The organism is Cohnella sp. AR92 (assembly GCF_003990975.1).
In the GTDB taxonomy this organism is placed as follows: Bacteria; Bacillota; Bacilli; order Paenibacillales; family Paenibacillaceae; genus Cohnella.
This window is the reverse complement of sequence record NZ_RZJR01000001.1, coordinates 14263-33881: the sequence shown is the minus strand read 5'-3', so window position 1 is coordinate 33881 and position 19619 is coordinate 14263. Positions and strand designations below refer to the sequence as shown.

20 protein-coding genes and 1 tRNA gene are annotated in these 19619 nt (G+C 53.9%); 3 read left to right on the top strand and 18 right to left on the bottom strand.

All coding sequences use genetic code 11. The annotated features are described in order from the left end of the window. Window positions 1–65: 65 nt before the first annotated feature. From ELR57_RS00170 to rpsF, 5 genes are all read right to left on the bottom strand, one after another. Window positions 66–3911: a choice-of-anchor I family protein gene (locus ELR57_RS00170; RefSeq protein ID WP_126956040.1), complete on the bottom strand. Its 3846-nt coding sequence runs from the start codon at window positions 3909–3911 to the stop codon at window positions 66–68. A 209-nt stretch (window positions 3912–4120) separates the two neighbouring features. Next, entirely contained in the window at window positions 4121–5398 is a 1278-nt protein-coding gene (locus ELR57_RS00165; RefSeq protein WP_126956038.1) for an MFS transporter, read from the bottom strand. 95 nt (window positions 5399–5493) lie between these two features. Continuing rightward, the gene (gene rpsR, locus ELR57_RS00160) at window positions 5494–5814 is read right to left on the bottom strand and encodes a 30S ribosomal protein S18 (protein WP_126956036.1); all 321 of its coding nucleotides are present in this window, start codon (window positions 5812–5814) and stop codon (window positions 5494–5496) included. A gap of 22 nt (window positions 5815–5836) precedes the next feature. Continuing rightward, window positions 5837–6355, bottom strand: a complete 519-nt coding sequence (ssb, locus tag ELR57_RS00155; RefSeq protein WP_126956034.1) for a single-stranded DNA-binding protein — start codon at window positions 6353–6355, stop codon at window positions 5837–5839. 67 nt (window positions 6356–6422) lie between these two features. Further along, window positions 6423–6710, bottom strand: coding sequence for a 30S ribosomal protein S6 (gene rpsF, locus ELR57_RS00150; protein ID WP_126956032.1), 288 nt, complete (start codon window positions 6708–6710; stop codon window positions 6423–6425). Window positions 6711–6977: 267 nt separating this feature from the next. On the opposite strand from rpsF, the gene ELR57_RS00145 reads away from it, so the two are divergent. Together ELR57_RS00145 and ELR57_RS00140 are read left to right on the top strand one after the other, a co-directional pair. Next, window positions 6978–7160: a YjzC family protein gene (locus ELR57_RS00145; protein WP_126956030.1), complete on the top strand. Its 183-nt coding sequence runs from the start codon at window positions 6978–6980 to the stop codon at window positions 7158–7160. Window positions 7161–7586: 426 nt separating this feature from the next. Continuing rightward, window positions 7587–7964 carry a DUF1259 domain-containing protein gene (locus ELR57_RS00140; RefSeq protein WP_126956028.1) on the top strand — a complete coding sequence of 126 codons (378 nt, stop codon included), beginning with the start codon at window positions 7587–7589 and terminating at the stop codon, window positions 7962–7964. Window positions 7965–8168: 204 nt separating this feature from the next. On the opposite strand, the gene ELR57_RS28560 is transcribed toward ELR57_RS00140, so the two are convergent. The 5 genes from ELR57_RS28560 to ELR57_RS00120 form a co-directional block, all read right to left on the bottom strand. Further along, complete coding sequence (locus ELR57_RS28560; protein WP_370452167.1) at window positions 8169–8291, bottom strand: putative holin-like toxin; 123 nt, start codon at window positions 8289–8291, stop codon at window positions 8169–8171. 342 nt (window positions 8292–8633) lie between these two features. Next, window positions 8634–8724: transfer RNA gene (locus ELR57_RS00135), tRNA-Ser, on the bottom strand. Window positions 8725–8783: 59 nt separating this feature from the next. Next, the gene (locus tag ELR57_RS00130; protein ID WP_126956026.1) at window positions 8784–9014 is read right to left on the bottom strand and encodes a DUF951 domain-containing protein; all 231 of its coding nucleotides are present in this window, start codon (window positions 9012–9014) and stop codon (window positions 8784–8786) included. A gap of 1 nt (window position 9015) precedes the next feature. Further along, entirely contained in the window at window positions 9016–9954 is a 939-nt protein-coding gene (locus ELR57_RS00125) for a mechanosensitive ion channel family protein (RefSeq protein ID WP_238162350.1), read from the bottom strand. An 18-nt stretch (window positions 9955–9972) separates the two neighbouring features. After that, window positions 9973–10221, bottom strand: coding sequence for a putative Se/S carrier protein (locus ELR57_RS00120; RefSeq protein WP_126956024.1), 249 nt, complete (start codon window positions 10219–10221; stop codon window positions 9973–9975). A gap of 104 nt (window positions 10222–10325) precedes the next feature. Here ELR57_RS00120 and yyaC point away from each other — a divergent pair, with 104 nt between their 5' ends. After that, window positions 10326–10943, top strand: coding sequence for a spore protease YyaC (gene yyaC / locus ELR57_RS00115; RefSeq protein ID WP_126956022.1), 618 nt, complete (start codon window positions 10326–10328; stop codon window positions 10941–10943). On the opposite strand, the gene ELR57_RS00110 is transcribed toward yyaC, so the two are convergent. The 8 genes from ELR57_RS00110 to mnmE form a co-directional block, all read right to left on the bottom strand. Then, window positions 10918–11409, bottom strand: a complete 492-nt coding sequence (locus ELR57_RS00110; RefSeq protein ID WP_126956020.1) for a DUF4446 family protein — start codon at window positions 11407–11409, stop codon at window positions 10918–10920. The genes yyaC and ELR57_RS00110 overlap by 26 nt on opposite strands. A gap of 46 nt (window positions 11410–11455) precedes the next feature. Beyond that, complete coding sequence (locus ELR57_RS00105) at window positions 11456–12628, bottom strand: aminotransferase class V-fold PLP-dependent enzyme (protein WP_126956018.1); 1173 nt, start codon at window positions 12626–12628, stop codon at window positions 11456–11458. Window positions 12629–12730: 102 nt separating this feature from the next. Then, window positions 12731–13579, bottom strand: a complete 849-nt coding sequence (locus ELR57_RS00100) for a ParB/RepB/Spo0J family partition protein (RefSeq protein ID WP_126956016.1) — start codon at window positions 13577–13579, stop codon at window positions 12731–12733. After that, a complete protein-coding gene (locus tag ELR57_RS00095) occupies window positions 13560–14333 on the bottom strand; it encodes a ParA family protein (protein WP_126956014.1) in 774 nt (257 codons plus the stop codon). Before ELR57_RS00095 ends, ELR57_RS00100 begins: the two co-directional genes overlap by 20 nt. Before the next feature lie 66 nt (window positions 14334–14399). Next, window positions 14400–15218, bottom strand: coding sequence for a nucleoid occlusion protein (gene noc / locus ELR57_RS00090; protein ID WP_126956012.1), 819 nt, complete (start codon window positions 15216–15218; stop codon window positions 14400–14402). A 305-nt stretch (window positions 15219–15523) separates the two neighbouring features. Continuing rightward, window positions 15524–16273 (bottom strand): 16S rRNA (guanine(527)-N(7))-methyltransferase RsmG, encoded by a 750-nt coding sequence (gene rsmG, locus ELR57_RS00085; RefSeq protein ID WP_126956010.1) that lies wholly within the window; start codon window positions 16271–16273, stop codon window positions 15524–15526. Continuing rightward, window positions 16273–18171, bottom strand: a complete 1899-nt coding sequence (mnmG, locus tag ELR57_RS00080) for a tRNA uridine-5-carboxymethylaminomethyl(34) synthesis enzyme MnmG (RefSeq protein WP_126956008.1) — start codon at window positions 18169–18171, stop codon at window positions 16273–16275. Before mnmG ends, rsmG begins: the two co-directional genes overlap by 1 nt. A 34-nt stretch (window positions 18172–18205) precedes the next feature. Beyond that, the gene (mnmE, locus tag ELR57_RS00075) at window positions 18206–19582 is read right to left on the bottom strand and encodes a tRNA uridine-5-carboxymethylaminomethyl(34) synthesis GTPase MnmE (RefSeq protein WP_126956006.1); all 1377 of its coding nucleotides are present in this window, start codon (window positions 19580–19582) and stop codon (window positions 18206–18208) included. Between the last annotated feature and the right edge of the window lie 37 nt (window positions 19583–19619).

Sequence of the window (19619 nt, the reverse complement as noted above, 5' to 3'; positions counted from 1 at the left end):
GTCTCTGATTACGCTTAAAGGGCTGCCCGATGGCAGCCCTTTTTCTCATGGGATAAAGCTATGATTTAACCGTTCAACTTCCGTACCAATTTATAGAGCGCCAGCGCCGCTTCCGCGCGCGTTGCGGCAGCCTTCGAGCTGTCGATCAAGTCGCTCGGAACCGACTCGTCCAGAACTTTAAGCAAGCGTTCGGAGATCAGCGCAATCTGCTCGCGCGTCACGTTCGCCTTCGGATCGAAGCGTCCATTGCCCGTTCCTTGAATGATGCCATTGGCTGCCGCCCATTGCACCGCCTGCGCATAGTAGGCGTTCGGACTGACATCTCCGAACGGCGCACTGCCGCTGCCATTCTCCGATTGGCCGGCTATTCTCGCGAGAAGCACCGCGAAGTCCGCGCGCGACAGCTTCGCGTCCGGCGAGAACTTGCCCGCTCCGGTGCCGTTGATGAGACCGCGAGCCGCCAGATACGTGATGGCCTCGTTAGCGGATCCATTCGCCGTATCCGTGAAGGTCACTTTGTTATAGCCGACCGCGTAGGTGGAGAAATGCGAGACGCGGAACTTCACTTGGCCGCTCGCCGGGTCGTATGCCGCGTTCTTAACGGCCGTGGCTTCGCCGTTCGACGCCACGTAATAGACGACGATCGCGTTCGGATCCTCGCCCGGAGCCGGCGTATACGGTAGGCTGACGGTTGCCGTTCCTTTGCCGAAGGTCGAAATCGTGCTTCCCGACGAAGTCGTGATCGTCAGTTGATATACCGGACGGTTACCGATCGCTTGCGTATGGGCATTGCCCGGCAGCGATGCCGCGCTGATTGTTTGAACGTTAAACGAGACGGCATCTTGCTTCGCTGCGGATGCTACGGCATCGAGAGCGTACGAGTCCAGTTCGATCGTTCCGATTCCGGTATCGATACGCGCCGCGGAAGCGCTGCTTGCCGCGATGTTCGCGAGCGCATTGGCCGGCAGGCTTACCGTTGCTTCTTTAACCATACCCTTAGCGTCCGTTTTGAATTCAAGTGCCGGAGAAGCCGCGCTAAGGGCCTTCAGCGCTTCGTTCACCTGCTCCGCGGTAATGACGGCCGTCGCTTTCCCGTTCGAATCCAGCTTCGCTTCCGCGACCGTAGAGACAACTCCATTGGCAGCCACCGGCGCCTTCGGCTCGGTCGTACTGCCGCTGGCGCCCGAGTCGGTCCCTCCGATGCCGCCGCCCGGAGGAGAACTTACGTATTTGCCTTCATTGATTTGCAGGACCGACACCGTGCCGCCGACTTCGTTCGCGACAAGGAGCAGCGGGTATTTCGTCGGGCTGAGGGAAGCGGGGATAAAGTCGATCCCTTCCGGTCCCGTGTCCGATTCCGAACCTGTCACCGTCTCGCCCGCGTTTTTGATTTTATTGAATTTGCGCGTGTTGATGTAGTTCACGAACTTCGGGTTCTTGGGGTTCGTAATGTCATACGTCATAATGCCGCCGATCCGCTCGAGCCCGACGAACGCCAGCGTCTTGCTGCCGACCTGCCCGACTTTTACGTACTCCGGCTCCGGACCTTTCTTCGAGCTGCGCTTGTCCATCGTCGGATCGTCATGGCTTCCGTTGAAGTTAGCCGGGAGGCGCGTTGCCGTGATGCGTTCGAAATCATTGCCGCTATCGAAGACTTGCGCAAGCGTGCCATCGTCTGCCGTTGCCGTCGTATCCCAGATCGAGAACGAACGAGCCCCGTATAGATAGAGGCCTTCGTTATCCATGCTGGACATGACTTCAGTGCCATCGTAGGCGGTCTTGTTCGCGAGGAACTTCGCGGCTTTCGAATCCGGATCGAGCAGCATCTTCATATCCCCGATCGTGCTCGCGTTGTCGCGGGCCTCCCACTCCGTCGCGTCGCCTTCGTTCGCCGTCAGCACATAAGTTTTACCGCCTACCGTATAGGTAGCGATGCCGTCCGGCATGTAGACGCCGTAGAAAGGAACGTTCTCCAACCGGATGCTGCTGTCCTTGAGCAGATCCAGCGAGTTCTGCGGCAGGCTGAAGTCTTTCAATCCAAGACCGTTTACTTGCTTCAGAGACTTCGTGGCAATATCGATTTGGGCTATTGCGTTGTTTTCTTGCAAGCTGACGTAAGCCATTTTCTCGTCCGCGGATAACGAGATGAACTCGGGCTCCGCGTCGTGCTGCAGGTCGGCCTTGTCGTTGCTGCGGCCGTGAATCTTCGGATCGCCGATGTTGGACGAACCGCGAATGATCACCGAGTCGTCGACCACGGCCGGGTTGTCGAACTTCACTTGCGCGGTCGTATTGGTCGTCGTATCGACGATCGTCACGCTGCCGTCCGGATCGCCGGCGGCCGTGCGAGGCTCGCCCTCGTCCGCGGTCAGAATATAGCGGCCGTTCTTTGTCACCTTGACCATGTCCGGCTGAACGCCCGTCTCGTATTCCCTGATGTAGTTCCCGGCGTAGTCGAGCACGAGGATCTTGCCGTTCTTCATCGCGTCGGCCTCTTGCACCGCCAGCACGATCGTATCGTTCGCCGTGTCGATGTCTACGCTCGTCAGATCGCCGAATTCGAAATCGGGATCGTTCTGTTTAGACAGCGCCTCGACGTTGATCGGGTCTCCGTCTCGGGTCAACGTCGATTGCCCTGCCTTAAGGCTGACGATATCAAGCGTTGCCGACGGCTTCGTCGCCCCGTTCACGAGATAGAGCTTGCCGTTCTCGCCATTGTATTTGACGATCTCCGCCACGCCGCCTTCGGGGTCTTCATAGCCGACGGAATAACCGGCGATTTTCTCGATGCTGATGGAGTCTTCCGGAGCCGGTGCAAGGATGGAGCCGGAATCAAGGTATAACGGGATATCGCGCGTGGCGGGAGAAACGCGGCCATCCGTCACGGATACCGTGACATTGGCTTGTCCATAGTCGTCTGCGTCCGGCGTTCCGGTGATCTCCCCTGTTACGCCGTCCATATGCAAACCGGACGGCAATCCTGCTGCGGAGAAGCTCAGATTGGCTTTATTCCCATCGTAATCAACGGCTAGGATACCCGAGGAATAAGCTTGTCCTGCCTGGCCGTTCGGCAGCGAACTCGTACGGATGCTTAACGCCGCAGACGTATTGCCGCTGTTGCCCGGCAGCAGCTCCGGTGCAACGGAGCCGCTGTAGTCGACTTGGGCAAAATCGTTCCTGTTGTTGTCGCTGTCCGCGAACTGGACGCGTCGGATCGACTTCTTCTTGGAGATTCCCTGGCCCGTGGCGGTCGCCTGGCCCGGCTGCCCCGGATATTCCGTCTCGTAGCCGTCAATCGTGGAGGTTGCGTCATTATCGGCCGTTCCTACCAGATCGACATAGCCGGGGGCCGGGTTAGCAGGATCATAGGGATTCGCCGTCGTCAGAGCGGTCTGATTGCTCATCAGCGCGACTTTGAGCTGTTTATTCCCAATGTATAAACCGGTCCATTGTTGGTCGTAGGCTCCGGGAGCCGAAATATCCAACGACGCTCCCGTTAGTCCGGATACGCTTGATTTGGCACCGATGACAAGGAACGAAGAGTTCGCCTTGATGATGCCGCTCAGATTGAGCTTTTTCCAAGCCGTACCTTCTGCCGCAGCCGCCACGTCTACGTATTGAAGCGACCATTTGCTTAAATCTACGTCTTCATCGGTTTGGTTAAACAGCTCGATAAAGCCGTTCGAGACATACTTCCCGTCCGAAGCGGCGCTTCCGAAGCCATAGACTTGATTGATGACAATGTGGGGCAAATTCACGTTGTACGTGCCATCCGCTTCGTAAGGCGTACCCGCTGCGACGGTTGACGTATCCGCGTTCGCCGTCTTAGGCGCCGCAAGTCCAATGCTGCTGAACGCCGTGCTTGCCGCCAGCAAGATCGACAGCCACTTTCCTTTTTGCCTCATACTCATTTATACACTCCCGACTAGGTATTTGGGGACCAACTCTTATCCTAGGGGATGGACGTTCAAGTTCCTGAGATTCCATGTTAATTCCATATTAAATTCATATAGCCATTACTAATGGACTTTTCGATTCTATCTATCCTCTTCAAGACAAAAAAGCCGAACCTGGGCGCCATGCGCCTTTCGTTCGGCTTAATCCTCGCGGAATATAAGCATCAGCTTGATATCGCATTGTTAACCGGATTTGCCGGATGATGCTTCTTGTCTCTTAACATAACAAAGAAGAGGATCGAGGCGACGACGTACAGCGTTCCCGTAATGCTGAAGGTGATGGCGTAACCCCAATAATAACCGTGCTCGGACACAAGATGGGCTTGTACGGGCCCCATGGTCGCCCATCCAAGCATGAAGGCCGTCTGCATGGACGAATTGGCGATGCCGCTTCTCTTGGCGGACACCCGGTCCACCAGTATGGCCGATTGAATCGGGTTGGCTGCGTTCATCAGCGCCTGCCGGAACAGGAAGCTGACGGAGGCCACAAGCAGCACATTCGTAAATCCGGTGAGAAGCAGAAAAGGAAGCGAAAGCATCTGGAAGAAGACGATCGCTTTCACTTGTCCGACCTTGGCCACCAGCGAAGGACCGATTAGCATCGAGACGATAGTCATAATTTGCCCTAGCGAGATAAGCAGGCTCATTCCGCTCAGGGAGACGGAGAATCGGTTCGTAAAATAGAGATTGAGATAAGGAATGACCAATCCGGAGCCGAAGCCGATGAGCAGTTGAACGAATACGAATTGAGCGATGAATTTGGTGTCCGACTTCCTGCTGCTCTTCTCTTTGTTCTCCTCGGATCGGGTACGTTCGGCAACGATGTCCGCCTTAGCTCGTTCCCGCATGAAGAGCAGGGGCAGGAACGCTGCCAGCGTCGCCGCGCTGCCCAGAAGAAGGACCACCTTTAAGCTGTCCGCCCGCTGCATGCCGAACGATTGAAGTCCATCGGCCAACACGCCTCCGCCGAAGCTTCCGAGCACCTGAGCGGCCAGTACAAGCGAGGAGTACAGGCTGAATATGGCGAGCCTCTGCGCCTTGCCTACGTTCTCCGCCAGAAACGGGATGGCCAGCACCTGAAAGATCGAGGCGAACAAGCCGGACATGACCGCTAACGCTAGAAGTCCGGTCTCCGCTTCATATAAGGAGCGTCCCGCGAACAAGAGCCCGCTAACCAGCGCTCCGACGATAAGAAGGTTCTTGCGGTTCCACCGATCCCCTAACAGGCCGATCGGGATAAAACAAATCGCGGTAGCCAGCGATTGGACGCTAACTACCGTTCCGCTCATTCGATCGTTGTAGCCTAATTCTTGTATGTATAAATTATAGAGGACGGAGAACATCCCATAGCCTATCTGGTATAGAACGGCCGCGATAAAAAACAAACGAACGCTCACCGAGACGTTCTTCCATTCGACTGCGATTTTCTTGATGAATGACACTTGAGTTTCTCCTTGTTCTCGCTTAGCCGGATAGAAAAAGCTCCTCCAGACTACGCAACACGTAGTTCCGGAAGAGCTCTTGTCGTTGCTGAATCTTACTCAGTCGTGTAAGGAAGCAGCGCCATTTGGCGTGCGCGCTTAACAGCGACCGTCAGCATGCGTTGGTACTTCGCCTTCGTGCCGGTTACGCGGCGCGGCAGGATCTTGCCGCGTTCGCTGATGAACTTGCGGAGCAAGTCCAGATCCTTGTAATCGACATGGGAGATCTTGTTCACTGTGAAGTAGCAAACTTTGCGACGCTTGTTGCGTCCGCGACGGAACTTGCGTGGTTCGCGTTGTCCGTCTCCGCCTTCGCGAGGACCGCGAGGACCGCGTTCTTCGCGAGCAGCTGGTGCAGCTTGTTGTTGTTCGCTCATTTATTCTCCGTCCTTTCCTGTCTTAGAATGGCAAATCATCGTCCGATATATCGATCGGCTTGCCGTCATTAGCGAACGGGTCCATATTGCCGCTGTTGCGCGATCCGGAGCTGCGGCTTCCGCCACCGCTGCCATAACCGCCTCCGCCGAACCCGCCGCCGGAGTTCCCGCCGCCGCCGTAATCGTCACGGCCTTGTCCGCCTCCGCTCTCGCGGTTCGATTCAAGGAAACGTACGTTATCGGCGATCACTTCCGTTACGTAGACTCTGCGTCCTTCGTTGTTCTCGTAGTTGCGCACTTGGATGCGCCCTTCTACGGCAGCCAGACGGCCCTTCCGAAGGTAGTTCGCGCAAGTCTCGGCCAATTGACGCCATGTCACGACTGGAATGAAGTCCGCCTCGCGTTCGCGTTCTCCCCCGTTATCACGAGAGAAAGGGCGATCGACAGCCAGCGTGAATTGCGCCACGGCCACGCCTGCCGGCGTGTAACGAAGCTCAGGATCTTTGGTCAAGCGTCCGATCAGAATAACCCGGTTCAACATGGTTGGTTCCCTCCCAACAATGACGACTCACGGCGGTGTTCCCGCCAGGATCTTGCGTCAGTTCTTATTAAGCCACGACTTCTCTGACGATCATGTGACGAATAACTTCGTCCGTAATCTTCAGAACGCGCTCGAGCTCGCTCACGACAGCAGAGTCAGCCGTGAATTGAACCAACACATACGTCCCATCGCGGTGCTTGTTGATTTCGTAAGCAAGACGGCGTTTGCCGAGGATATCATGCTTAACGATCTCTCCGCCGTTCACGATGATGCCTTGGAATTTCTCCGAGACAGCTTGAACGGTTTCTTGGTCCACGTCCGGACGGATGATGTACATCAACTCATAGTTGCGCATCTTCCGTTCACCTCCTTTTGGTCTTTGGCCCCCCGATTCCCATACCGGCACGACGGATCGTTCCGGCCGAGGAGCAAGGAGTATGCATTCTTAATCAAAAAGCATACCTATCTACTTTATCACAAGCGGTAATCGCGGTCAATGATGGTCTTTTACAAGGCTCCCGGCCTCTCCGTCTCCGTTATCCGAGTCATTCGACTTGGGCGTGCATAACCCCTCCCCTTCTCCCCTAAACTACTCGTACTCTGGAACCAGGGGGTGAGCAGAATGGGTGAGCAGACGGAATTCGAGCCCGGCCAGCGGGCGCCTAATGACGGAGAGTACATCGAGATCGGAGAAGCCTCGTTCCATACGGGCATAACGAACCCGAAGAGAATTCATCTTCATCGCGGAGATCGATTCCCGGAGACGTCCAATCACAGGCGGAAGTGGAAAAAATTCAATCAGTAGCACGCCGTGCGTATAAACCGAAGCTTATCGGGCCATTCTATATTTCGGCGACGAACAGAGAGGTGTGGTTCCATTGAACCCATGCAGGCAAGAGCCGAAGGAAGGAACGTGCCAAGCGGAGTAGGACGGAGGGTTGTGCTAAAGACACACTTCCTCATCAGTGATGAGGCCGAGGAATCGGCCATGACCGAAGCGCTGGTGCGATGGAAGTAAGCGAAGCCGACGGTTTCGCCGAAACTGCGCACATTCGAAGCAACGACTGGATTACGACTTCAACTCATCAACGTCGCCCGGAGGACCCCGCAAGGGGTCCTTCGTTATTTTCCGAAGAATCGTAAGTATGGATGTTTAGATTGCGTTACGGGTCCATTCGCAATTCCTTCCCCCGAATACAATAATGTATTCTTCGCTAAGGGGGACAGGCTTATGGCTATTACGGAAGCATTGTGCCAACGATTGGCTCGTATTCTTGGCGGTAAAGGCGACCACGAAGACAACGAATGCACCATCATGGTCAAGCGAAAACTGAATGCATCCATTCTCGGCAGAAAGTACGACACGGAGCACGAAATCGCTATTCAATCCTTAAAGAACGGCAAATCGCTTAATACCGCCGAGATTACGCTTCTTCAGAATGAAGTGCAATTTTTTGTTCGCAATGCGGTGAAGCTCCGCCTCAAAGTTACCGCCGTTCATAATCACTGGCTCTTCGACAAGCCCCGGCTGATGTATGTGCACGTCGAATCGGTCGAGAATCCGATCGTCTTTGCCAAGAAGCTGGCAGCCATTATTAAGAAACTGTAAAGCATGCACGTTTCGAATCTGGGATTCGCTTTGTCGCCGCTTTGTATTTTTAAGTTGCCGTTGACTATAGTCAAGAGTAAAATAAAAAGAGACCGTTATCTGCAAATAACGGCCAAGAGTGTGGTTAAACGATTGGGATTGTGATAAGTTGCGAAAAAAGTGGTCCGATCCTCCAAGATACGGGACTGCTTTTTTCTTTTGTCCTTAGTTTACAGCAAGTGCGATTATAGAAACGATAACACCTAAACATGCCACAATTAGCATTGCAAAAGAAATGATTAAGTTTAAGTCCTCACGTTTTATCAGTTCGTGGTTCCTTTCCCCCAACCGCTTAATACCACATTTATATTATACAATAATTTTATGCAGTATCTACTAAGTGTAAATAAGCACTACACTCTTCTCGGCCTGTTCGAATCCCACAACAAAAAAACCGATCCCTGATTCAGGAATCGGTTATCTTTTGTGGATGGCGGAGAGGGTGGGATTCGCTCCGTCGCCCCGTATGTCCGTTCTATACTCGGACCGATACGATTATGGCGACTATCACGCCGGGGCCTACGGACATGCCTTAGGGCATGTCCGCTTAACGGCCCGTTCGAATCCCACGCCATCCACACAAAAAAACCGATCCCTGATTTTCAGGAATCGGTTATCTTTTCGTGTGGATGGCGGAGAGGGTGGGATTCGAACCCACGCACGCCTCGCGACGCCTAGTTGATTTCGAGTCAACCCCCTTGGGCCTCTTGGGTACCTCTCCGCAGCAAGAAAAATAATATCACAGATTGGACGAGCTTGCAACTCGTCTTTTTGATTTTTTTACGCGTTGCTTTCTTCCGCTCCCGCTTCGCCCGAATCGGAGCCTGATCGCAGCACTTTCTTCAGGCTCTTCTCGAACTTGGCACGCGGAAGAAGGATGCTGTGCTTGCACTTCACGCACTTGATGCGGATATCCATTCCCATGCGGATGATCTCCATCTCATTCGCTCCGCATGGATGCTGCTTCTTCATCTGGACAATATCGCCGAGATCGAACATTTTCTTCTCCATTCTACGCCCCTCCCATTCGTTCTGCCGAAGCGATCGAATAATACCGTGGATCCCTAGCCGATTCGAATGCTTTCTTGATCTCCGCGAACAATCGCCTGGACATGGCGGCTTGGGAATTCGGCTTGCATACCGCCGTGATGCGCAAGGTGACGTCTGAGCCGGTCATAGCCTGCACTCCCAGCAGTTCGGGGGGCATGACCAGGTTTGCGTCCTCAAAGCGGCTCAGAACGCCTCTGACGACCTCCATAGCCTGTTCTAGTTGTTCCGTTGCGGCAATGGAGACATCGACTACCGCCAGCGAGTTGTTAACGGAGTAATTCGTGACGTCCGTGATCGAACCGTTCGGGATGACGTATACCTCGCCGGTCCAGCTCCGAAGCCTTGTTGCCCGCAGTCCGATCAGCTCGACGGTTCCTTTGAACTTGCCTGTCTCGATCACGTCGCCGACGGAGAAGTGGTCCTCCAGGATGATGAAGAAGCCGGTGATCACGTCTTTGACCAGACTCTGCGCCCCGAAGCCGATGGCGAGTCCGATCACTCCCGCTCCCGCGAGCAGCGGCGCCAGGTTGATATCGAATTCTCCGAGGATGAGGAGGATCAGGATAAAGTTCACGATGTAGGATACGGTGTTCTTAAGCAGCTTGCCTACCGTCTGAACCCTGCGCGGACGAAGCTTCAGTCGCTTCGACGATTTCGGGTGCATGAAGTGATCGATCACCCGATACATCAGCTTCTTCGCAATACCGCTTATGATCAGGAACATAATGATTCGCAGAACGACTTTAACCACGGAAATCCAAAGCGCGGTATCGCTGATCGAATCCCAGATGTCGTCGACGAATTGCTGCCACAGGTTGACGTTGTGATCAATCATCTGATCAATCGATACTTCATCATCGGCCAAGGGCATAATCCCTGGCAGAACGGTATTTACGCTCATGTCCGCGTCCCCCCTCTCTTACAGGATCTGCTCGTATTGCCCCGGCCCAACAAGCTGGAAAATCCCGCGGATCTCTACTTTCTCCGTCAGGATCACGCTCTTTACGCTATCCACTTGCTCCTGCGGAAATTCAATAGACAGCGCGCAGCCGGCGGTAATTTCCTTGGGAGTCGGACGAATGTCTATCTCCACTTCGGCGTACTCCAGCAGCATCTCTGCCCTTAGCGCCTGTTGAGTAGAATCGAACGCTATCAATAGCGATTCCATAAGCCCTTCTTTCTAACGCGCTAGCGCGTTGACTACCATAAGTATAAATGAGCCGCGGTGTCCATATACTAGTAACACCCCATGGGAGGAGGCGAGGCAAGTAAATGAACGGCGCTTGGGAGAAGAGGCCCGGATCCATAAGCGATACGGCGGCTCATTCTTTGAAAATTCACTACAATGAACCCGCGGTGCTGACTCGATTGACCCAGCGATTAGAGAGTCAGCTGGAGCCATTGCCTCACGATCGGAGGATCGTCGTTGTCTGCGTTGGCACCGATCGTTCCACCGGAGACTCCCTAGGCCCGCTCGTCGGAAGCTCCTTGTCCCGGGAGGGTCAACCGTTATACGATTTGTACGGAACCTTGGACGATCCCGTCCACGCGATGAATCTAAGCGACACCCTCGAGAGAATTGCCCGCACCATTCCGCATCCGTACATCATTGCCGTGGATGCGTGTCTCGGACAAGTCTCCAGCGTGGGCTGCATTCAATTCGGCACTGGCCCGGTCAGACCGGGTGCCGGGGTCAATAAGGATCTGCCCCCGGTCGGCGATATCCACTTGACCGGAATCGTGAACGTCGGCGGCTTCATGGAATATTTTGTCCTGCAGAATACCCGCCTTAATCTGGTCATGAAGATGTCGGACATTATCGCCGCGGCTATCCGCCAAGCTATCCGCAACAGCCGCAGCGCCTCTATTCCTTTTGCGTTGCCTGACTGATCGCGATCTTCTCTTCCGGCGACAGCATGTAAGCCGATTGTCCTTTATCTAGCGGCTTCGCATACAGGAACGTCTGTTCCCTTCCGTAGATTCCGGTAATAACGACTCCATCCTGATGGTCGTTGACGATGGCAACCGAGAAGCTGAGGTCGCTGCCCGAATCCGAGAAAGCATTGAAGCGATGAACGCCTACCCGCCCCTTAAGCGAGGATAGGCGTTTTTCTTGTGCGTCGATACGCGCTTGCTGTTCCTTGCGATTGCCTTCCAGAGCGCCGATTCGTCCATGAAGCTGGTCCAGCACTCCCTCCAACTGAGGAACTCCCGTTTCTCCCACCATCTGACGATGCGCCTTGCCGAGCTTTTTGAGCTTGCCGCTCAGAACGATCACCCATACCAGCGCAACAAGGATGAGGAACCCCTCACCTGCCGCAATGGCAAGCCACACCTTATCATCCAAACCGTTCATGCCTTCTCCCCCATGTTCCCCATGTCGTTTGCTCTGGCTGTATCTATCATCTATGGGACTTGCCGTGCGTCAGCGCAATCTCCCTCGTTGCATTAATCAAGGATACGATATCCGATTCGGTTGTAAAATATCCCGGACTTGCGCGAACGGCCCCAGTCTCCACTGTCCCTGCGGTACGATGTCCCAGCGGAGTGCAATGGAAGCCAGCCCGAACCGCGATTCCGAACTGCCTGTCCAACTGGAACGCGGCAGCGGCAGGATCTACATTCTCGATCAAGAAAGAGACGATTGCCGTTCTCTCCGTCTCCATCCCCGGTCCCAAGAGCGTTATCCCTTCCAGATCGCTAAGCCCCTCCATTAACATTCGGGTGAGCTTCAACTCCTGCCGGTGGATCTTGGCTGGCGTCTCCGCAAGCACGAACTTGACTCCTTCGGTCAGCCCGGCGATTCCCGCCGTGTTCGGAGTCCCCGCTTCGTATCGATCCGGCCGTGTGGTCGGCTGTTCGATCGATTCCGAGCTGCTGCCCGTTCCTCCATGCATTAGAGGCTCTAACTCCAGGTCCGGATGCAGATAGAGTCCTCCGGTTCCCTGGGGCCCCATAAGACCCTTATGCCCGGGAAAAGCAAGCATGTCGATTCCCATCGCCTCGACGTCGATATCGAGAACTCCGGCGCTCTGCGCAGCATCCACGAGCAGCTTGACGCCTTTTCTTCGAGCGATCTGCCCAATCTCGCCGACCGGCGTAATCGTACCGAGCAGGTTCGAGCTGTGGGTCAGAGCGATCAATGTCGTGTCGGGACGAATCGCCCGCTCGATCGAGGACGCCTCCACAAGGCCAAGTGCATTCGTCTCTACATATGTAATCTCAATTCCTATTTTCCGTTTAAGAGCTTCCAAGGGTCTTCTTATGGAGTTGTGCTCTAGCATTGTCGTAATGACATGATCTCCCGGCTTCAACCAACCTTGCAATGCCGTATTCAAGGAATGTGTGGTGTTGAGGGTAAAAGCAATGTCGTTGGGGTTGCCTATTCGAAAAAGCTTCGCTAACTGCTTGCGCCCTTCGAACAATACCCGGCTAGCTTGCACAGCCATTCGGTGACTGCCTCTTCCAGGGTTAGCGGCCGCTTCCCTCATGGTTCTCTCCATCGCTTCCCAGACAGAAGGGGGCTTTGGCCAAGAGGTCGCGGCATTATCTAAGTATATCGTGGATTCATTCATCTCTTCGGCCTCCGCTAACGTCTTCATGACGCAAGGATAGCATACCTAAGTTTAATCCTTCCCTCGGAAGAATACAACTTGAGTATGCTATCTTTGGCGATCTTATGCGAGAGCCTTCAGAAGCTCCAGTAGCCTCTCCAGATCTCCTTGACTGAAGTATGCCAACTCGATATGTCCCTTATCCTTGTTCGACTTGATTCGAACCGTCGTTTGGAACTTCTCCCGAAGCTTCTCTTCGACTTCTTCGATATAGGGATCTCTCTTCTTCGCCTTCGTCTTGGGTTTGTCCTTCCCCTTCGCCTCCGGCTGCTGCACCGCATCCTCCAGCTCGCGAACGCTCCAACCATTGGCGACGCAGAGCTTAGCCAACTGACGCTTCTTCGGATCGTCCTTGATTCCAGCCAAGGCTCTAGCATGCCCCATCGACAATGTTCCACGTGAAACATAGTCTTTGATTTCCTCCGGCAGCGAGAGTAGCCGCAAGAAGTTGGCGATATGGGATCGGGACTTGCCTACCTTCAAGGAGAGCTCCTCTTGGGTTAACGAGAATTGATCCATAATCCCTTGATAGGCAATCGCCACCTCTATTGCGTTGAGGTCCTCTCTCTGAACGTTCTCGATCAGAGCGATCTCCATGACCTGCTGATCGTTGTAGGTTCTTACAACCGCAGGGATGGTTGGGTTGCCAAGCAGCTGCGAAGCGCGGAAACGACGCTCGCCCGCAATAATCTCGAACCCGCGAAGGGCCGTTCGCACGACGATAGGTTGAATGACGCCATGCTCTCGAATCGATTCCGCCAGTTCTTTGATTGCGTCATCGTCGAACGTCTTACGCGGCTGATACGGATTCGCACGCAGCTGAGTTAAAGGTATTTCTACGATTTTGTCGTCTTCTTTGATGGAGAGTGAAGTAATGAGTGCATCAAGCCCTTTACCTAGCCGCTTGCTCATACGTAATCACTTCCTTAGCCAGCTCGAGATAGACCTCGGCGCCTTTGGATTTAGGATCGTAAGTAATAATGGATTGGCCATGGGAAGGCGCTTCGCCCAATCGTACATTCCGCGGAATGACCGTTTGGTAAACCTTCTGTTGGAAGTACTTCTTTACCTCTTCGATAACCTGGATGCCCAGGTTCGTTCTCGCGTCGAACATCGTGAGCAGAACGCCTTCGATCTGCAAGGACGTGTTCAAGTGCTTCTGAACAAGACGAATCGTATTCAGCAGCTGACTAAGCCCTTCAAGGGCATAGTACTCGCACTGGATAGGAATCAAGACGGAATCCGCCGCCGTGAGCGAATTGATTGTCAGAATTCCGAGGGATGGCGGGCAATCGATCAGAATATAATCGAATTCATTGCGCACCAAGCCAAGCGCCTTCTTCAGCCGAATCTCCCGCGAGATGGTCGGCACGAGCTCGATCTCGGCGCCCGCCAATTGAATCGTAGCAGGGATCATCTTCAGATTCGGCAAGCCCGTATCGACGATGGCCTGTTTAGGATGAATATCATTGATCAGAATATCGTAAATGCAATATTCCGCATCCGCCTTGCTAACCCCGATGCCGCTTGTCGTGTTGCCTTGGGGGTCGATATCGACAATGAGAACCTTCCGTCCCAACGTCGATAAGCAAGCGCCTAAATTAACGGCAGTCGTCGTCTTGCCGACCCCGCCCTTCTGATTAGCAACGGCAATAATCTTTGACAAAACATTCACCTCATTATTTACTGCCTATGCAAGCCTAACAAGCAAAGAGGACTGGCGAGCCCCCTCTTATTTCTTCTTCGGAATGCGAATGACAATCTCGATATGATCGTCGCAATCCCGTTCGCTGGACTTAATCGGAATGCCCGAGCCGTTAACCATGCTGACAGACTGACGGATAGTATTGATCGCAAGCCGGATATCCTTGGTGAACGATACTCGACGGCTCTTCGGCTTCTTGTCCAGTTCTAACTGGAAAGCAATCCTTGTCTCCGTCTGTTTCACGTTAAGGTCCTTCTCGATTACTTCTTGAAGAATCTTGTTCTGCCATTCTTCCGTCGGAAGAGCAAGCATCGCTCTTGCGTGACGCTCCGTAATCTTGCGTTCCATCAACGCATTCTTCACGGTGTCCCCTAGCTGAAGAAGCCTGATCTTGTTCGCGATCGTCGATTGGCTCTTGCCTAGCCGTTGGGCGAGACTCTCTTGAGTCAATTGATGAAGCTCCATCAGTTTCTGATAAGCTACCGCTTCTTCGATAGACGTAAGATTCTCGCGCTGCAGGTTCTCGATCAGCGCAACGGATGCCGCCTGAGAATCGTTGATTTCGCGAATAATCGCGGGGATTTGTTCCCAACCAAGCTTCGTTACCGCCCGCCATCTTCTCTCTCCGGCGATAATCTCGTGTTTGCCATTGCGAAGGCGAACGACGATTGGTTGAATCACGCCGTGAGTCTTGATCGTCTGGCAGAGCTCGTCGATCTTGTCATCATCAAATACCGATCGCGGTTGGTAGGGACTCGGCACAATGTCTGCTATGGCAATCTGTCTGACTTCTTCATGGCCGTTACGATCCGACAGCCCAAAAATACGCGACAACGGTTCTCTCATCTTAATAGGACCACCACGTTCTCCTAATCTTAACATGCAAATAATGCATATAGCGACGAAAAAGCGCCGCCAATTTGCGCCAATTGGCGCCTGTGCGGCACACCGGTTACTTCTTATTATAGTATATTCGTTGTCAGACCGCCATTTCCTTCTATTGAAAAAACTTTCATAGGTTTGGGGGCTAGCAACGTACTTGGAAGTGCCATGAAAACAAAAAAATGTTCCACGTGAAACACTTCTGAACTCAGAAGTTTACTGTTTCACGTGGAACAATTCGGGTGCAATAATCTCTCATGAACTTCGTTTTACAACCGCACTCCGCTTGAGGAAGCCAGCAGCGGAGATTTAAGGGGCACGCCTGCTTTGCGCGGATAGGCTTTGGCCGTTGCGCTTATCTTAGTCATCATGATCAGATGACGTTCGGATTTCTCGATCGGCAATTCCAGACGCTTCACTTCCGCCAGTTTGGCGCCGAGCTTGCCAAGGCTGAAACGGCTCTCCTCTAGCTCCTCCTGAATATCCGAACCCTTCATGGAGATGAAGACGCCGCCTGTCTTCGCGAATGGAAGGCAAAGCTCATTCAACCCCGCAAGGCGCGCGACCGCGCGGGCGGTGACGACGTCATATTGATCGCGGTGCTCCGGAAGTCTGGCGATATCCTCCGCCCTGCCGTGAACGCAAGCAACGTTGGCGAGTCCTAGCCTGGCAACGACTTCTTCGAGGAAACGGATTCGCTTAGCCAGCGAATCGATAATCGTAACCTTCAGCTCGGGAAAAGCAATCTTCAGAGGGATCGACGGGAAGCCGGCGCCGGAGCCGATATCTGCTATGGAAGTTCCGGCTATGGATAGGTCGGCGGCAAGAGCAACCGTTAACGAATCGTAGAAATGCTTCTCATAGACGGCATCCCGTTCCGTTATCCCCGTTAAATTCATTTTTTCGTTCCATTCCACAAGCAAGCGATAGTATTGTTCGAACTGAGACAATTGACTGTCCGATAATTCAAGTTCCAATTCCCTCGCCTGCTGCTGCAACCACTTCTGCGGATCGTCCATCAAGATCCCCTCGCTGCCGTTACTCGATTGTAGTGTTCCAGGTGGATAAGGAGAATCGAGAGATCCGCCGGCGTCACGCCCGATATGCGGGAAGCTTGACCGAGCGATAATGGACGAATCTTATCCAGCTTCTGCCGCGCTTCCGTAGCGAGTCCGTGAATGATCGAGTAATCGATATCGTCCGGTATTTTCTTCTTCTCCATCTTGTTCAGTCGTTCGACTTGGAGCAATTGTTTCTCGATATAGCCGGTATACTTCGTTTGAATCTCGACTTGTTCCTTCATATCCTCCGTCAACTCGACAGGAGATGGGGAGATTCGTTCAATATCCGCATAGGATACTTCCGGGCGGCGGAGCAACGTTAACCCGTCGGTCGTATTCTGTATCGGAGCCGACTCAAGGCCGGCCAGCATGGCTTGAACCTCTTCATCCGGACGGAACTTCGTCTCCTTCAGACGATTGATTTCCCCTTCGACCAGGGCTTTCTTCTCCAGGAATTTCTCGTAACGGGCATCGGTGATCAACCCGATCTCGTGACCGAGCGGCGTCAGGCGAAGATCGGCGTTGTCATGACGCAACAGCAAACGATATTCCGCACGAGAAGTCAGCAAACGGTAGGGTTCGTTCGTGCCTTTGGTCACCAAGTCGTCGATCATAACGCCGATATAACCGGCCGAACGCTCGATGACAACGGACTCCTCCCCTTTCGCCTTGCGGGCGGCATTAATTCCTGCCATAATGCCTTGCCCCGCGGCCTCTTCATAACCGGAAGTCCCATTGATCTGTCCAGCCGTGAAGAGATTCGGGATGATCTTCGTCTCAAGGGATGGCCAGAGCTGGGTCGGCACCACCGCATCGTACTCGATGGCATAACCCGTTCTCATCATCTCCACCTTCTCGAGACCCGGTACGGATCTGAGGATTTGCAACTGAACGTCCTCCGGCATGCTTGTCGACAGCCCTTGAACGTAATATTCCTTCGTATTGCGGCCTTCCGGCTCCAAGAAGATCTGATGCTTCGGCTTGTCGGCGAAACGAACGATCTTGTCTTCGATCGAAGGGCAATAGCGAGGGCCCGTTCCTTCGATAACCCCGGTAAACATTGGAGCCCGGTGCAGGTTGTCATTAATGATCTGGTGAGTCTCCTCCGACGTATAGGTCAGCCAGCATGGAATTTGATTATTCGCATGCTCCATGTACTCCGTCTCGAAGGAGAAATACTTCGGCTTCTCATCCCCCGGTTGAATCTCCGTCTTGCTGAAGTCGATGGTATCTTCATGAACGCGAGGCGGCGTGCCCGTCTTGAACCTCACCAGCTGCAGCCCCAGGTTCCGCAGGGATTCGGACAGCTTGACGGCCGGCTGTTGATTATTCGGTCCGCTCTCGTACATCAATTCGCCCATAATGACTTTGCCGCGAAGATAAGTGCCTGTCGTGAGAACGACCGTCTTGGCCCGGTATTCCGCGCCTGTCTTCGTAATCACCCCGCAGCAGACGCCGTCTTCTACGATGAGGTCTTCCGCCAGTCCTTGGCGAAGAGTCAACCGTTCTTGCTTCTCGATCGTCTCCTTCATCGTGTGCTGGTACAGGAACTTATCCGCTTGCGCGCGAAGCGCATGAACGGCAGGTCCTTTCCCCGTATTCAGCATTCTCATCTGGATAAAAGTCTTGTCGATGTTCCGGCCCATCTCTCCGCCAAGCGCATCGATCTCCCGAACCACGTGCCCTTTCGCCGGTCCGCCGACCGACGGGTTGCAAGGCATAAAAGCAACCATATCCAGATTTATCGTAAGCAGAAGCGTCTCGCAGCCCATACGGGCGGCGGCGAGTGCCGCTTCGCATCCTGCATGACCGGCACCGATGACGATAACGTCGTATTCTCCCGCTGCATATCCCATAGCTTCATTCCTCCTCTAAACTAACGCAAGCCAATTATTTGCCAAGACAGAATTGGGAGAAAATCTGATCGAGCAACGATTCGCCTACCGAATCGCCGACAATCTCTCCGAGCAGCTCCCAAGCCCGCGCCAGATCGATCTGGATCAGATCGATCGGGATGCCCGAGTTCGCCGCTTCCGCCGCATCCGACAACGATTGAATGGTCTGATGAAGAAGCGCGATGTGCCGCGCATTGCTCACGTATGTGAGATCCTCGCTCTCGAGGCTTCCTCCGAAGAATAGATCCGACACCGCTTTCTCCAATTGGCCGATTCCGGTCCCTTCCTTCGCCGAGATGGGCACGATCCGCTCCCTAGGGAACCTCGATTCAATCTCCATAAGCTCCAGATGGCCTTCCAGATCCATCTTGTTCACCACAATGATAACCGGTCGATCCGCTAACTCGTCAAGCAGCTCGCGCTCGTCATCATGCAGCTTCTCGTTATGGTTGAGCACGAGAAGGATTAGATCGGCGTCCAGCAAGGCTCCTCGCGAACGCTCCACTCCGATTCGTTCGACCACGTCGCTCGTCTCCCGAATGCCTGCCGTATCGAGAAGCCGCAGCGGAATGCCGGACAGCGATACCGACTCCTCGACAATATCCCGTGTCGTTCCGGGGATATCCGTCACGATCGCCTTATTTTCTTGAGCCAACGCATTCAGCAGAGACGACTTGCCCGCGTTTGGACGACCTACGATCGCGGTTACGATGCCTTCTCGTAATATTTTGCCTTCCGCAGCCGTTTTTAGAAGCTCTTCGACGGTCGCTTTCGCTTTAAGGCAAGTCTCCGTAATGGCCGCGCTCGTCATCTCTGCTACATCGTGCTCGGGATAATCGATATTTACTTCCACATGGGCCAATAACTCAATGAGCTGCTGCCGCAAGGGTACGATTTTCTTCGATAGAGCGCCTTCCGCCTGCTTCCTTGCTACCTGGAACGCGCGGTTCGACTTCGATCGAATCAAGTCGATGACCGCTTCCGCTTGAGCGAGATCGATGCGTCCGTTGAGGAAGGCACGCTTCGTGAATTCACCCGGCTCGGCCATCCTCACTCCGCTGCGGAGAACGAGTTCGAGCACCGCTTGTACCGCGACGATTCCGCCATGGGTGCTGATCTCTACAACATCCTCCGCCGTGAAGGAGCGCGGTCCCTTCATGATCGTAACCAACACTTCATCCACGATGGAACCATCCTGAGGATCCCGAATCCACCCGTAATTCACGGTATGCGATTCCGCGGATCTTAGGTCCGTCTTGGACTTGAATAGGGAAGCCGTCTTCTCGATTGCTTCCGGACCGCTGACTCTAACGACAGCGATGCTTCCCTCTCCTAACGCCGTCGCTACCGCGGCAATTGTATCTTCTGTCATCATGCTCCCTCTTTTGCTTCTATGCTATAAGAAAAAA